Source organism: Pseudomonas putida (assembly GCF_028682455.1).
Classification (GTDB): domain Bacteria; phylum Pseudomonadota; class Gammaproteobacteria; order Pseudomonadales; family Pseudomonadaceae; genus Aquipseudomonas; species Aquipseudomonas putida_AA.
The window spans coordinates 2101637-2115654 of record NZ_JANHLD010000001.1 but is presented as its reverse complement, the minus strand read 5'-3'; the positions used below and the strand labels follow the sequence as shown (position 1 = coordinate 2115654).

General features: G+C 60.9%; 14 protein-coding genes. 9 read left to right on the top strand and 5 right to left on the bottom strand.

Annotated elements, in window-relative coordinates:
- Window positions 1–96: 96 nt before the first annotated feature.
- Window positions 97–1053, bottom strand: a complete 957-nt coding sequence (locus NPS58_RS10175; RefSeq protein ID WP_274115226.1) for a flagellar protein MotY — start codon at window positions 1051–1053, stop codon at window positions 97–99.
- Between the two features lie 130 nt (window positions 1054–1183).
- On the opposite strand from NPS58_RS10175, the gene pyrC reads away from it, so the two are divergent.
- The gene (gene pyrC / locus NPS58_RS10170) at window positions 1184–2230 is read left to right on the top strand and encodes a dihydroorotase (RefSeq protein ID WP_274115225.1); all 1047 of its coding nucleotides are present in this window, start codon (window positions 1184–1186) and stop codon (window positions 2228–2230) included.
- Entirely contained in the window at window positions 2227–2895 is a 669-nt protein-coding gene (gene rnt / locus NPS58_RS10165) for a ribonuclease T (RefSeq protein ID WP_128324095.1), read from the top strand. The genes pyrC and rnt overlap by 4 nt, the downstream gene beginning before the upstream one ends.
- Before the next feature lie 60 nt (window positions 2896–2955).
- Here rnt and NPS58_RS10160 read toward each other — a convergent pair whose 3' ends face one another.
- Complete coding sequence (locus NPS58_RS10160; protein ID WP_274115224.1) at window positions 2956–3558, bottom strand: peroxiredoxin; 603 nt, start codon at window positions 3556–3558, stop codon at window positions 2956–2958.
- Window positions 3559–3789: 231 nt separating this feature from the next.
- Between NPS58_RS10160 and NPS58_RS10155 the strand changes: the two genes are divergently transcribed.
- The gene (locus NPS58_RS10155; RefSeq protein WP_045185737.1) at window positions 3790–4008 is read left to right on the top strand and encodes a bacterioferritin-associated ferredoxin; all 219 of its coding nucleotides are present in this window, start codon (window positions 3790–3792) and stop codon (window positions 4006–4008) included.
- A 201-nt stretch (window positions 4009–4209) separates the two neighbouring features.
- Window positions 4210–4680: a bacterioferritin gene (gene bfr, locus NPS58_RS10150; RefSeq protein WP_045185735.1), complete on the top strand. Its 471-nt coding sequence runs from the start codon at window positions 4210–4212 to the stop codon at window positions 4678–4680.
- Window positions 4681–4744: 64 nt separating this feature from the next.
- Here bfr and grxD read toward each other — a convergent pair whose 3' ends face one another.
- The gene (grxD, locus tag NPS58_RS10145) at window positions 4745–5080 is read right to left on the bottom strand and encodes a Grx4 family monothiol glutaredoxin (RefSeq protein ID WP_045197731.1); all 336 of its coding nucleotides are present in this window, start codon (window positions 5078–5080) and stop codon (window positions 4745–4747) included.
- Between the two features lie 92 nt (window positions 5081–5172).
- On the bottom strand, window positions 5173–7281 hold the full coding sequence (locus tag NPS58_RS10140; protein WP_274115223.1) for a molybdopterin oxidoreductase family protein: 2109 nt from the start codon (window positions 7279–7281) through the stop codon (window positions 5173–5175).
- A 364-nt stretch (window positions 7282–7645) separates the two neighbouring features.
- Between NPS58_RS10140 and argF the strand changes: the two genes are divergently transcribed.
- Together argF and NPS58_RS10130 are read left to right on the top strand one after the other, a co-directional pair.
- Entirely contained in the window at window positions 7646–8566 is a 921-nt protein-coding gene (argF, locus tag NPS58_RS10135; RefSeq protein ID WP_274115222.1) for an ornithine carbamoyltransferase, read from the top strand.
- Complete coding sequence (locus NPS58_RS10130; protein WP_274115221.1) at window positions 8563–9672, top strand: ABC transporter ATP-binding protein; 1110 nt, start codon at window positions 8563–8565, stop codon at window positions 9670–9672. The genes argF and NPS58_RS10130 overlap by 4 nt, the downstream gene beginning before the upstream one ends.
- A 60-nt stretch (window positions 9673–9732) precedes the next feature.
- On the opposite strand, the gene ybaK is transcribed toward NPS58_RS10130, so the two are convergent.
- Complete coding sequence (gene ybaK / locus NPS58_RS10125; RefSeq protein ID WP_274115394.1) at window positions 9733–10203, bottom strand: Cys-tRNA(Pro) deacylase; 471 nt, start codon at window positions 10201–10203, stop codon at window positions 9733–9735.
- 327 nt (window positions 10204–10530) lie between these two features.
- Here ybaK and NPS58_RS10120 point away from each other — a divergent pair, with 327 nt between their 5' ends.
- From NPS58_RS10120 to NPS58_RS10110, 3 genes are all read left to right on the top strand, one after another.
- On the top strand, window positions 10531–11382 hold the full coding sequence (locus NPS58_RS10120; RefSeq protein WP_274115220.1) for an MIP/aquaporin family protein: 852 nt from the start codon (window positions 10531–10533) through the stop codon (window positions 11380–11382).
- Between the two features lie 67 nt (window positions 11383–11449).
- Window positions 11450–12949 (top strand): glycerol kinase GlpK, encoded by a 1500-nt coding sequence (gene glpK, locus NPS58_RS10115; RefSeq protein WP_274115219.1) that lies wholly within the window; start codon window positions 11450–11452, stop codon window positions 12947–12949.
- A gap of 135 nt (window positions 12950–13084) precedes the next feature.
- The gene (locus NPS58_RS10110; protein WP_274115218.1) at window positions 13085–13840 is read left to right on the top strand and encodes a DeoR/GlpR family transcriptional regulator; all 756 of its coding nucleotides are present in this window, start codon (window positions 13085–13087) and stop codon (window positions 13838–13840) included.
- Window positions 13841–14018: the final 178 nt, after the last annotated feature.

Genomic DNA, 14018 nt, shown 5'->3' with positions numbered 1-14018 from the left:
CGATTCTACCGGCCTTGCGGCAAAATTTACAGTGGGGCGACAGCTTGTGACGACAAAGCGACAGGAACTGTCGAGAGCGCGACGGACGGTCGCAGCTCAGGACTTGACCGATGGCTTGCCCGTATCAACCTGGGCTGCCGGCGCCGGCGCCTGCGGCGGCGCAGGCGGTTGAGAGGCGTTCTCCATCGGTTTGTCGACGGGCGTCACACGATCGAGCTGGATGTTTACCCGACGGTTGCGGGCCCGATTGGCCGCAGAGTTGTTCTTGGCCAGCGGGTAGCGCTCGCCATGAAAGCGTACAGTGATCTGGTCTTCGGCAATCCCGTGGGCCTTCAAGTACTCCATGACGGCCAGGGCGCGGCGCCTTGAGAGGTCGCGATTGGTCAGGCGGTTGCCGCTGTTGTCGGAGTGACCGTCGAGCTCGATATGGTTGACCGTGGGGTCGGCCTTGAGGAAGTCGAGGATCACGTCCAGCCGGGCCTTCGCGTTGGCGTCCAGGTCGATGCCACCGCCGGGAAAGCCGACGCGCGCCTGGCGCACCTGATCGTAGTTCATTGGTAGCAGCTTGGCAGCGCATACCTGATAGTCGCCATAGGCCTTGCTGAACTTCACTGGCAACAGGCGCACTTCCATTGCCCGTCCGGCTTCGCCTGCATAATTGCGTACCACGGTGCTGCGCCCATCGAGCAAGCCATTGATCAGGCGACTGGCCTGGCCCTGGGAGCTGGTGAAGAGCACGCCGCTGCGGGCCATGCGTACCGATCCCAGGTTGATATCCGCCCGCCCGGGCTGCCAGGGCGCCGCAGCGGCAAACAGGGTCGCGGAGCCGGTCCCCAGTGCATTGGTGCTCGAACGCAGCTGGAAAGTCGCCTGCTCGCCGGCGCGGCGCACGAATTCACCGCTGCCGAAATCGGCAATCGGCTGGACCAGCCGGCATTCGAACTGATCGCCTTCGACCTTCCACTCGATATTCTCCAGACGGGTCTGGAACGTGAGTGCCGTCGCGGGCAAGCAGGCAAACACACTGAGCAAGGCAAGATAACGCTGGCGCACGGGCGGCTCCACAGATTTTCACGGTATACCTGCAGGCTATCGGTCAAGTACGGCAAAACTTGATAGAAAGTGCTCGAACCCGGCTTTTCCGGTAGCATTCAGCTTGAGTTCGACCCGCCTGGAATCCCCAATGTCCGACCGCCTGACCCTCCTGCGTCCCGATGACTGGCACATCCATCTTCGCGATGGCGCCGTGCTGCCCCATACCGTCGGCGACGTTGCGCGCACCTTTGCCCGCGCAATCATCATGCCCAACCTGGTACCTCCGGTACGCAATGCCGCCGAAGCTGGCGCCTATCGCGAGCGCATCCTCGCCGCCCGTCCGGCCGGTAGCCGCTTCGAGCCGCTGATGGTGCTGTACCTCACCGACCGTACCCAGCCCGAGGAAATCCGCGCGGCCAAGGCCAGCGGTTTCGTACATGCCGCCAAGCTCTACCCGGCCGGTGCGACCACCAACTCCGATTCCGGCGTTACCAGCGTCGACAACATCTTCGCCGCGCTCGAAGCCATGGCCGACGTCGGCATGCCGCTGCTTGTACACGGTGAAGTGACCCGCGGTGAAGTCGACGTGTTCGACCGCGAGAAACTGTTCATCGACGAACACATGCGCCGTATCGTCGAGCGCTTCCCGACCTTGAAAGTGGTCTTCGAACACATCACCACCAGCGATGCCGTGCAGTTCGTCAACGAGGCCCCGGCCAACGTCGGCGCGACCATCACCGCGCAGCACTTGCTGTACAACCGTAACCACATGCTGGTCGGCGGTATTCGTCCGCACTTCTACTGCCTGCCGATCCTCAAGCGCAACACCCACCAGGTGGCCTTGCTGGACGCCGCCACCAGCGGCAGCAGCAAGTTCTTCCTGGGTACCGACTCGGCACCGCACGCTCGTCACGCCAAGGAAGCGGCCTGCGGTTGCGCCGGCTGCTACACCGCCTATGCGGCCATCGAGCTGTACGCCGAAGCGTTCGAACAACGCAATGCCCTGGACAAGCTCGAAGGTTTCGCCAGCAAGCACGGTCCTGATTTCTACGGCCTGGCACGCAACACCGACACCATTACCCTGGTTCGCGAAAGCTGGACCGCCCCAAGCAGCTTGCCGTTCGGCGAGCAAACCGTTATCCCGCTGCGCGCCGGTGAGCAACTGCGCTGGCGCCTGCTGGAGGAAACTGCGTGAGTGAAGATCTGTACGACGACCAGGACGGTCCAAGCGGTGGCCCCCGCCACCCGATGGCGGAACGTTTTCGCGGTTACCTGCCGGTTGTAGTCGATGTGGAAACCGGTGGCTTCAACAGCGCCACCGATGCCCTGCTGGAAATCGCCGCAGTGACCATCGGCATGGACGAGAAAGGCTTCCTGTTCCCCGAGCACACCTACTTCTTCCGGGTCGAACCGTTCGAAGGGGCGAACATCGAGCAGGCCGCGCTGGAGTTCACCGGCATCAAGCTCGATCATCCATTGCGCATGGCCGTGAGCGAAGAGTCGGCCCTGACCGACATTTTCCGTGGCGTACGCAAGGCGCTCAAGGCCAATGGCTGCAAGCGGGCGATCCTGGTCGGGCACAACAGCAGCTTCGACCTGGGCTTCCTCAATGCCGCCGTGGCGCGCAACGACATGAAGCGCAATCCGTTTCACCCGTTTTCAAGCTTCGACACCGCGACCCTTGCCGGCCTCGCCTACGGCCAGACCGTATTGGCAAGAGCCTGCCAGAGCGCCGACATCGACTTCGACGGGCGTGAAGCCCACTCGGCGCGCTACGACACCGAGAAGACGGCCGAGCTGTTCTGCGGCATCGTCAATCGCTGGAAAGAGATGGGCGGCTGGCAAGACTTCAACGACTGAGCCCCGCCTTGCGCGCATAAAAAAACCGGCCACCGAGGCCGGTTTTTTTGTGGCTCGCTATTACAGCTTGCCAGCGTTCTCGCTCAGGTAAGCAGCAACGCCTTCAGGCGAAGCGGTCATGCCCTTGTCGCCTTTTTTCCAGTTGGCAGGGCAGACTTCGCCGTGCTCTTCGTGGAACTGCAGGGCGTCGACCAGACGCAGCAGCTCGTCCATGTTACGGCCCAGTGGCAGGTCGTTGATGATCTGCGAGCGAACGACACCCTTGTCGTCGATCAGGAACGCGCCACGGAAAGCCACGCCGCCTTCGGACTCTACGTCGTAGGCCTTGGCGATTTCGTGCTTCATGTCGGCAGCCATGATGTACTGGACGTGACCGATGCCACCGGCATTGATCGGGGTATTGCGCCAGGCGTTGTGGGTGAAGTGCGAGTCGATCGAAACAGCGATCACTTCAACGTTGCGGTCGCGGAACTCGGACATGCGGTGATCCAGAGCGATCAGCTCGGACGGGCAGACGAAGGTGAAGTCCAGTGGGTAGAAGAACACCAGGCCGTACTTGCCCTTGATGGCCGACGCCAGGTTGAAGCTGTCGACGATTTCGCCATTGCCCAGCACGGCTGGAACGGTGAAGTCCGGGGCTTGTTTGCCAACGAGTACGCTCATTCGATATCTCCTGATGGTTTGAAACACGTAACCAGGCAAGCTCCAGCCGACCTGACCACGCAAAGACCGGCCATGATACACGGCCAGGCGCTGCACGCCGAATTTCAGGCAGCCTGAATCGAACCTGCCGTCGGTCGCCCTGACACACACACCCGGCAATGAGCTTTGACAAGCATTCTCATTAACATTAAGCTTCTTCGCATTGAGCCTTTACCAGCGATGGTCTGCCCTATGTATGTGTGTCTTTGTGTTGGTGTAACCGACGGACAGATCCGCGATGCGATCTATGAAGGATGCTGCAGCTACAAGGAAGTCAGAGCCGCCACCAACGTGGCGAGCCAGTGTGGCAAATGTGCCTGCCTGGCCAAGCAGGTAGTGCGTGAAACCCTGACCGAACTGCAGGTCAGCCAGGCCGCACTGCCCTACCCTGTGGAATTTACCGCAGCGTAAAAAACAGCCCATTCGAAGAACCGGACCTAGTGTCCGGTTTTTTTATGCCTGTAATTCAACAAGTTAGGTCTAAAACGCGGAACACAAACATTCTTATTCCGATTAATTTTCACTTATTATTCAATAACTTAGGTTTGACAGTCCAAGTTGCGAGGCTCAAACTCCTGCTTATAGGCACAACTTACAGGGCAGGACCCCATCATGAAAGGCGACGTTAGCGTCATCCAGCATCTCAACAAGATCCTCGGAAACGAGCTGGTCGCAATCAACCAATACTTCCTGCATGCCCGCATGTACGAAGACTGGGGTCTGGATAAGCTCGGCAAGCACGAGTACAAAGAATCCATCGACGAAATGAAGCACGCTGACAAACTGATCAAGCGCATTCTGTTTCTCGAAGGCATTCCCAACGTCCAGGACCTGGGCAAGCTGCTGATTGGTGAACACACCAAGGAAATGCTCGAGTGCGACCTGAAGATCGAGCAAAAGGGACTGGTCGACCTCAAGGCCGCCATCGCCCACTGTGAAACCGTTGGCGACTTTGGTAGCCGTGAAATGCTCGAAGACATCCTCGAATCCGAGGAAGAGCACATCGACTGGCTGGAAACCCAGTTGAGCCTGATCGACAAGGTCGGTCTGGAAAACTACCTGCAGTCGCAGATGGGCGAGTAACCCGCTCTTACAACCCCAAAGAAAAAGCCCCGCTATGCGGGGCTTTTTCTTACCAAACCTGTACTCAGGCCTTGGCCGCCTCGGCCTTGGCTGCAGCATCCTTGATCAGGGTCTGCAGTTCGCCGTTGGCGAACATCTCGGCCATGATGTCGGAGCCGCCGACCAGCTCACCGGCAACCCACAGCTGTGGGAAGGTCGGCCAGTTGGCATACTTTGGCAGGTTGGCGCGGATTTCCGGATTCTGCAGGATATCCACGTAAGCGAATTTTTCGCCACAACCCATCACGGCTTGCGCCGCCTTGGCCGAAAAGCCGCACTGCGGGGCATTCGGCGAGCCTTTCATGTAAAGCAGAATGGTGTTGTTGGCAATCTGCTCTTTGATTGTTTCGATAATATCCATGAAGCACCTCGCGGCTGAACTTTCCGACCTGGTTGTCGGCACGGTGACGCATTGTATCGGAAAGCCGAGCGTGACGCTCGGCCTTGCCGATATCAGGCCGCAACCACGTTTACCGGCACGCCATTGAGCGCGGCATTCCCCGACACCGCATCCAGCTGACGCTCGTCGGTCAGGTCATTGGCACTGGCCCCCGCCTGACTCTGCGCAATCTCCATGCGCACCCCGGCACGCGCATGACCAAAGCCGTGGGGCAGGCTCACCACGCCGGGCATCATGTCCGGGCAGGCCTGGACCTCGACTTCGATGCTGCCTACCCGCGAGCTGACCCTCACGCGCTGTCCATCCTGCAACTGCCGGGCACTCAGGTCCTCGGGGTTCATGAGCAACTGGTGCCGCGGCTTGCCTTTCACCAGTCGGTGATAGTTGTGCATCCAGGAGTTGTTGCTGCGCACGTGTCGGCGACCAATCAGCAACAACTGCTCCGGCGCAGCCGGTTGCAGGCCGGCAAAACGCTGCAGGTCGATGAGAATCTCTCCTGGCGCGGCCTGGATACGCTGGTTGGCGGTTTTAAGGCGCCCAGCAAGATTCGGCTGCAGCGGCCCCAGGTCGATGCCATGAGGGTGCTGGTCGAGCGTCTCGAGCGACAGATTGTACGGCGTGCCTTCGCCATACCGCCCGCCTCGCAAGCCAATGTCGATCATCTGCGCGGGGGGCAGGGTCGGCTTCAATGGCTTGTCGCCGAGCCTGGCGAATGCCTTGGCCAAACCAACGAAGATTTCCCAGTCGTGCAGGGCCCCTTCAGGCTTGGGCAGGATGGCCCGGTTGAAGCGGCTGACATTACGCACGGCGAAGAGGTTGAATGTGGTGTCGTAGTGATCGTTCTCCAGCGCCGAGGTGGACGGCAGGATCAAGTCTGCGTAGCGGGTGGTTTCATTGATGTAGATGTCGATACTGAGCATGAACTCGAGGCCATCCAGGGCGCGCTCCAACTGCCGGCCGTTGGGCGTGGACAGCACCGGGTTGCCGGCGACCGTCACCAACGCGCGAACCTGCCCTTCTCCCTCGCACAGCATCTCTTCGGCCAGTGCCGCCACCGGCAGTTCGCCGCCGTATTCCGGCAAACCGGAAACCCGGCTCTGCCATACATTGAAGTGCCCGCCGCCCGTGCTGGCTACCAGGTCCACTGCCGGTTGCGTACACAAGGCACCGCCGACCCGGTCCAGGTTGCCGCTGACCAGGTTGATCAGTTGCACCAGCCAGTGGCAGAGCGTACCGAACGCCTGGGTCGAGATGCCCATGCGGCCGTAGCAGACCGCCTTGTCGGCCGCTGCAAAGTCGCGGGCCAATTGGCGGATGACGACAGCGTCGACACCACACAACGGCGCCATCGTTTCTGCCGTGAAGGGCGCAATCGCCTGGCGCACGTCATCCAGCCCATCGACCGGTAGCGCCGTCGGACGCTCCAGCCCTTCACTGAACAGGGTATTGAGCAGCCCGCACAGCAATGCCGCATCGCCGCCGGGCCGCACGAACACATGTTGATCGGCCATCGCCGCCGTTTCACTGCGACGCGGATCGACCACCACCAGTTTGCCGCCCCGGGCCTGGATAGCTTTCAGGCGCTTTTCAACGTCCGGCACCGTCATGATGCTGCCATTGGACGCCAGTGGGTTGCCGCCCAGAATCAGCATGAAATCGGTGTGGTCGATATCCGGAATCGGCAACAACAGGCCATGGCCATACATCAGGTAGCTGGTCAGGTGGTGCGGCAACTGGTCGACCGAAGTGGCGGAAAACCGATTACGGGTCTTGAGCAGGCCGAGAAAGTAGTTGCTATGGGTCATCAGCCCGTAGTTGTGCACACTGGGGTTGCCCTGGTACACCGCCACGGCGTTCTGCCCATGGGCCTGCTGGATGGCCCAGAGCTTGTGTGCGGCCAGCTCGAACGCTTCATCCCAGCCGATCGCCTGCCAGCGGTCGCCTACGCGCTTGTGCGGCGCATGCAGGCGGTCGGGGTCGTTCTGGATGTCCTGCAGGGCAACGGCCTTGGGGCAGATATGGCCGCGGCTGAAGCTGTCGAGCGGATCGCCCTTGATCGAACTGATCCGCGGCCCGGTGTCCGCTTCGTGGGTGATCTCGATGTTCAGGCCACAAATGGCTTCGCACAGGTGGCAGGCACGGTGATGCACGGTCTTGTTCATGAGCACCTCTTTCGGGTGTCTGGTGATGCGCCTGACTATGAGCCTGGGGTGCAGTGACCACCAGCGAGTTTTGCCCTGTGAATCTTGCGCCATCAGGTACGGCGATTCGCTCGCGTGTTTGCAAAGGCGCCAGCGGGCAGTGTAAAACCCTAGGGCAGTAACAAAAAAATCAGCCGCCCAATGGGTTACGGCATCGGCTCCACTCACGCCGGTGAACGCCCCACTTGGTATGACGCGACATTTAATTATAGTATTGCGTCTTCCCCTAATTCGTCGCCCCGTGCGGCTTTCGCCGCAGGTCACCTCCGTTGTTTCTGAAAACCGGCACTGTTGATCTGCGGTCTGTTGCAAAAGGTAGTCAAACATGAGCGCTAGGCACTTTCTCTCCCTGATGGATTTCACTCCCGACGAACTGCTGAGTGTGATCCGTCGAGGCATCGAGCTGAAGGACCTGCGTAACCGCGGCGTACTGTTCGAACCCCTGAAGAACCGCGTGCTGGGCATGATCTTCGAGAAGTCCTCGACGCGCACCCGACTGTCGTTCGAAGCCGGCATGATCCAGCTCGGCGGCCAGGCCATCTTCCTGTCCCCTCGCGACACCCAACTGGGCCGTGGCGAGCCGATTGGCGATTGCGCCATCGTCATGTCGCGCATGCTCGATGCGGTGATGATCCGTACCTTTGCCCACAGCACCCTGACCGAATTTGCCGCAAATTCCCGCGTGCCGGTGATCAACGGCCTGTCCGACGACCTGCACCCCTGCCAGTTGCTGGCCGACATGCAGACCTTCCTTGAACACCGCGGCTCGATCCAGGGCAAGACGGTGGCGTGGATCGGCGACGGCAACAATATGTGCAACAGCTATATAGAAGCTGCCATCCAGTTCGACTTCCAACTCCGCATCGCCTGCCCGGCCGACTACGAGCCCAATCCGGCGTTCGTCGCCAGGGCTGGTGACCGCGTGCAGATCTTCCGCGAACCCAAGGACGCCGTGCAGGGTGCCCACCTGGTGAGCACCGATGTCTGGACTTCCATGGGTCAGGAAGAGGAAACTGCACGGCGTCTGGCCTTGTTCGCGCCTTACCAGGTAACCCGCGAACTGCTCGACCTGGCAGCACCCGATGCCCTGTTCATGCACTGCCTGCCCGCCCACCGTGGCGAGGAGATCAGCCTGGACCTGCTCGACGACCCGCGTTCGGTCGCCTGGGACCAGGCTGAAAACCGCTTGCATGCACAGAAGGCGCTTCTCGAATTCCTTGTTGAACCGGCCTATCACCACGCATGAGTCAGCCTTTACTGCTTAACCTGCGCAACCTCGCCTGCGGCTATGGCGAGGCGCGCATCGTCCAGAACCTCAACCTGCACCTCAACGCCGGCGACATCGGTTGCCTGCTGGGCTCCTCGGGCTGCGGCAAGACCACCACGCTGCGTGCAATCGCAGGCTTCGAGCCGGTGCACGAAGGCGAGATCCAGCTGGCGGGCGAAGTCATCTCCAAGGCCGGATTCACCCTCGCGCCGGAAAAGCGCCGGATCGGCATGGTGTTCCAGGACTACGCACTATTCCCGCACCTGACGGTGGCCGAGAACATTGCCTTTGGTATCGGCAAGCACCCGCAACAGCAGCAGGTGGTCGGGGAAATGCTTGAGCTGGTGAAGCTCGGCGGGCTCGGCAAACGCTACCCCCATGAGCTCTCCGGTGGTCAGCAGCAGCGCGTGGCCCTGGCCCGCGCCCTGGCGCCCGAGCCGCAACTGCTGCTGCTCGATGAGCCGTTCTCCAACCTCGACGTAGAGTTGCGCAGGCGCCTGAGCCACGAGGTTCGCGACATTCTCAAGAGCCGGGGCACCAGCGCCATCCTGGTCACCCACGACCAGGAAGAAGCCTTTGCCGTCAGCGATCACGTCGGCGTCTTCAAAGAGGGCCGCCTGGAGCAGTGGGACACCCCCTACAACCTCTATCACGAGCCGCTGACCCCATTCGTGGCCAGCTTCATCGGCCAGGGTTATTTCATTCGCGGCCAGCTGACCAGCCCGGAATCGGTACGCACTGAAGTAGGCGAATTGCGTGGCAACCGCGCCTACACCTTTACGCCAGGGTGTGCAGTGGACGTGCTGCTGCGTCCGGACGACATCATTCATGCACCGCACAGCGCCCTCAAGGCACTGATCGTCGGCAAGAGTTTCCTCGGCGCCTCCACCCTGTATCGCCTGCAACTGCCTACCGGCAGCCAGCTCGAAGCCATTTTCCCGAGCCACATCGACCATCAGGTCGGGGCCGAGGTTGGCATCGAAGTGGCTGCCGACCACCTGGTGCTGTTTGCGGTACCGGGCAGCGTCGCGGCGCAGTTGCCGGTGCCGGAGAACGGGGTTCGGCGCTACAGCTCGGCTGTTTGACAAAACCCTTCGCGGGGCAAGCCCGCTCCTAGCGCAGGAGTGGACTTGCCGCGCCATATGTCAGTCGCGGGCGATCCCGGCGAATGTCGCCTGGGTGTGCTCGGCCAGCACGACCGCCGACAGCTCCACCTCCAGGCCGCGCCGGCCGGCACTGACAAAAATGGTTTCAAAGGATTGAGCCGACTGGTCAATGAACGTACGCAAGCGCTTCTTCTGCCCCAGGGGGCTGATACCGCCCAACAGATAACCCGTTGAGCGCTGCGCGGCGGCCGGATCGGCCATCTCGCACTTCTTCACCCCCGCCGCGTGGGCAAGGCCCTTCAGGTCAAGGCTGCCCACCACTGGCACGACTGCCACCAGCAGCTCGCCCTTTTCACTGCTGGCCAGCAGCGTCTTGAACACCCGCACCGGCTCAAGATCGAGCTTCTCAGCAGCCTCCAGGCCGTAGGAGGCCGCCTTGGGGTCGTGTTCGTAACTGTGGATGCGATGTTCAGCGCGAACCTTTTTCAGCAGATCCAGGGCGGGGGTCATGCAGAGAAAAAAAAAAAAAGTGAATGCCATTTCGCTGGCTACTTTAGGCCAAAAATCCGCTTCCCAGCCACTGTGTCACTGCGCAACATGCACCCTGGGTCCGGTGAAATTCCGACACCATCCCCCGTACCAATAGTCAGTTTATGAATACCGGTTCACTTTCGACCTTTGACATAAGCGTTTCTTGTCTATATTTTTTCGAATCTGAATATAGCCATGCCCCGATTAGGTGCATTTCCTGCAGCCAGCCCGACCGAAATGGGGATTTCTGTCGGGTTTTTGTCGAGCGCCCACTGCGCCTCACAACAACAAGAACCGAGGGAACGAATGACGACTGCTCAACGACAACCCACGCTGTCCAGCCAATGCATGGCCGAGTTCCTGGGCACCGCCCTGCTGATTTTCTTCGGTACCGGGTGCGTGGCCGCGCTCAAGGTGGCCGGCGCCAGCTTTGGCCTGTGGGAAATCAGCATCATCTGGGGCGTCGGCGTGAGCATGGCGATCTACTTCACCGCCGGGGTATCCGGCGCCCACCTGAACCCGGCGGTAAGCATTGCGCTGTGCCTTTTTGCCGGTTTCGAGAAGCACAAGTTGCCGTTCTACATCGTTGCCCAGATCGCCGGGGCCTTCTGTGCCGCCGCGCTGGTGTATACGCTCTACAGCAACCTGTTCTTCGATTACGAACAAGCCCATGCAATGATTCGCGGCAGCCAGGCCAGCCTGGAACTTGCCTCCGTGTTCTCGACCTACCCGCACCCGTCGCTGTCCACCGGCCAGGCCTTCCTGGTCGAAGTGATCATCACCGCGGTGCTGATGGCGGTGATCATGGCCCTGACCGACGACAACAACGGCCTGCCTCGCGGCGCCATGGCGCCCCTGCTGATCGGCCTGCTGATCGCGGTGATCGGTAGCGCCATGGGCCCGCTGACCGGCTTTGCCATGAACCCGGCCCGTGACTTCGGTCCCAAGTTGATGACGTTCCTCGCCGGATGGGGCGAAGTCGCCTTTACTGGCGGTCGCGACATTCCCTATTTCCTGATTCCGATTTTTGCGCCGATCATAGGAGCGAGCCTTGGTGCCGCCCTGTATCGCGGCGTGATCGCTCGCAACCTGCCGGTTGCCCCGAGCGAGCCCGCCCAGACCGACGCCAACCCTCAGGGCAAGACCCAGGCATCCTGATGCCGCCCCGGCGAGCCAGGCTCGCCCTGCCCTGATATCTACCCCATTTGAGTGCAAGGCCAACGTTATGACAGACAGCCAGAACAAGAACTACATCATTGCCCTGGACCAGGGCACGACCAGTTCGCGGGCCATTATTTTCGATCGCGATGCCAACGTGGTAGGCACCTCGCAACGTGAATTCGCCCAGCACTACCCGCAGGCTGGCTGGGTCGAGCACGACCCGATGGAAATTTTCGCCACCCAGAGCGCGACCATGGTCGAGGCCCTGGCCCAGGCTGGCCTGAGCCATGACCAGGTTGCCGCCATCGGTATCACCAACCAACGTGAAACCACCGTGGTATGGGACAAGGAAACCGGTCGCCCGGTGTACAACGCCATCGTCTGGCAGTGCCGGCGCAGCACCGAGATCTGCGAGCAGCTCAAGCGCGACGGCCTGCAGGACTACATCCGCGAAACCACCGGCCTGGTCACCGACCCCTACTTCTCCGGCACCAAGCTCAAGTGGGTGCTGGACAACGTCGAGGGCGCCCGTGAGCGTGCCGAGCGCGGTGAACTGCTGTTCGGCACCGTCGACAGCTGGCTGATCTGGAAGTTTTCCGGTGGCAAGGTTCACGTCACCGACTACACCAACGCCTCGCGCACCATGCTCTTCAACATCCACACCCTTGAGTGGGATGAGAAGATGCTCCAGGTGCTGGATATCCCTCGGCAGATGCTGCCCGAGGTGCGCAGCTCTTCCGAAGTCTACGGCCATACCAAGAGCGGCATCGCCATCGCAGGTATTGCCGGCGACCAGCAAGCCGCGCTGTTCGGCCAGATGTGCGTAGAGCCGGGCCAGGCCAAGAACACCTATGGCACCGGTTGTTTCCTGCTGATGAACACCGGCGACAAGGCGGTGAATTCGTCCCACGGCCTGTTGACCACCATTGCCTGCGGCCCACGCGGCGAAGTGGCCTACGCCCTGGAAGGTGCAGTGTTCAACGGCGGTTCCACCGTGCAGTGGCTGCGTGACGAGCTGAAGATCGTCAACGACGCCCACGACACCGAATACTTCGCCAGCAAGGTCAAGGACAGCAACGGTGTCTATCTGGTACCCGCCTTCACCGGCCTGGGCGCGCCCTATTGGGACCCCTACGCCCGTGGCGCACTGTTCGGCCTGACCCGTGGTGTGAAAGTCGATCACATCATCCGCGCCGCCCTGGAGTCGATCGCCTTCCAGACCCGCGATGTCCTCGATGCCATGCAACAGGACTGCGGCCAGCGCCTTAGCGAACTGCGCGTGGATGGTGGCGCGGTCGCCAACAACTTCCTCATGCAGTTCCAGGCCGACATCCTGGGCACCTGTGTCGAGCGCCCGCAAATGCGTGAGACCACCGCGCTTGGCGCCGCCTACCTGGCTGGCCTTGCCTGCGGTTTCTGGAGTGGCCTGGACGAACTGCGCGGCAAGGCGATCATCGAGCGCGAGTTCACCCCGCAGCTTGAAGAAGCCCAGAAAGAGAAGCTGTACGCCGGCTGGCTGAAGGCAGTGGATCGCACCCGCGACTGGGAACCGCACGAGGAATAACAATGCCTTATCGCGGGGCAAGCCCTCTCCTACCGTAGGGGCGGGCTTGCCCCGCGATACTGTCGGCGACTGGTCGTAAGTGAAATCCTACGGCATCATGGCGCAATTTGCCCCGGCAGCCCCAAAGGACCGCCCATGAACCTGCCCCCTCGCCAACAACAAATCCTCGAACTGGTGCGCGAACGCGGCTACGTCAGTATCGAAGAAATGGCGCAGCTATTTGTCGTTACCCCGCAAACCATCCGCCGTGACATCAACCAGCTGGCCGAGGTCAACCTGCTACGCCGTTACCACGGTGGCGCCGCGTACGACTCCAGTATCGAAAACACCGCCTACGCCATGCGTGCCGATCAGATGCGCGATGAAAAGCAGCGTATCGCCGAAGCCATCGCCGCACAGATCCCGGACCACGCCTCGCTGTTCATCAACATCGGCACCACCACCGAATCCATCGCCCGCGCCCTGCTCAACCACAATCACCTGAAGATCATCACCAACAACCTGCACGTGGCCTCTATCCTCAGCGCCAAGGACGACTTCGAGGTGCTGCTGGCGGGCGGCAACGTGCGCCGCGACGGTGGCGTGGTGGGCCAGGCCAGTGTCGACTTCATCAATCAATTCAAAGTCGACTTTGCGCTGGTCGGCATCAGCGGTATCGACGAAGACGGCAGCCTGCTCGACTTCGACTATCAGGAAGTACGGGTTTCCCAGGCGATCATAGCCAATGCCCGCCAGGTCATCCTCGCTGCCGACTCCAGCAAGTTCGGTCGCAATGCCATGGTGCGACTGGGCTCGATCAGCCTGATCGATTGCCTGGTGACCGACCAGGCCCCCGTGCCTGCCCTCACCCAGTTGCTCAACCAGAACAAGATCCGCCTCGACGTGGTTTGAGCCGTTCAACGCTGCCGCCGCAATGGCGGCAGGGTAAATGTTCGTTATTTTTCATTTAATCGTCATCCGATCAGTATTTTCTATGGGAAGCGACTGGCAGCCGGCATTCTGTTGCGCTAATATTTTCGAAAATGAACATCAATGTTCAAATTCGATGTAAGAAAGTTTTGAGGAAGCC

Coding starts and splice junctions, on each gene's coding strand:
- pyrC (WP_274115225.1), top strand. CDS start 1,184: ATGTCCGACCGCCTGACCCTCCTGCGTCCCGATGACTGGCACATCCAT.
- NPS58_RS10160 (WP_274115224.1), bottom strand. CDS start 3,558: ATGAGCGTACTCGTTGGCAAACAAGCCCCGGACTTCACCGTTCCAGCC.
- NPS58_RS10155 (WP_045185737.1), top strand. CDS start 3,790: ATGTATGTGTGTCTTTGTGTTGGTGTAACCGACGGACAGATCCGCGAT.
- bfr (WP_045185735.1), top strand. CDS start 4,210: ATGAAAGGCGACGTTAGCGTCATCCAGCATCTCAACAAGATCCTCGGA.
- grxD (WP_045197731.1), bottom strand. CDS start 5,080: ATGGATATTATCGAAACAATCAAAGAGCAGATTGCCAACAACACCATT.
- NPS58_RS10140 (WP_274115223.1), bottom strand. CDS start 7,281: ATGAACAAGACCGTGCATCACCGTGCCTGCCACCTGTGCGAAGCCATT.
- argF (WP_274115222.1), top strand. CDS start 7,646: ATGAGCGCTAGGCACTTTCTCTCCCTGATGGATTTCACTCCCGACGAA.
- NPS58_RS10130 (WP_274115221.1), top strand. CDS start 8,563: ATGAGTCAGCCTTTACTGCTTAACCTGCGCAACCTCGCCTGCGGCTAT.
- ybaK (WP_274115394.1), bottom strand. CDS start 10,203: ATGACCCCCGCCCTGGATCTGCTGAAAAAGGTTCGCGCTGAACATCGC.
- NPS58_RS10120 (WP_274115220.1), top strand. CDS start 10,531: ATGACGACTGCTCAACGACAACCCACGCTGTCCAGCCAATGCATGGCC.
- glpK (WP_274115219.1), top strand. CDS start 11,450: ATGACAGACAGCCAGAACAAGAACTACATCATTGCCCTGGACCAGGGC.
- NPS58_RS10110 (WP_274115218.1), top strand. CDS start 13,085: ATGAACCTGCCCCCTCGCCAACAACAAATCCTCGAACTGGTGCGCGAA.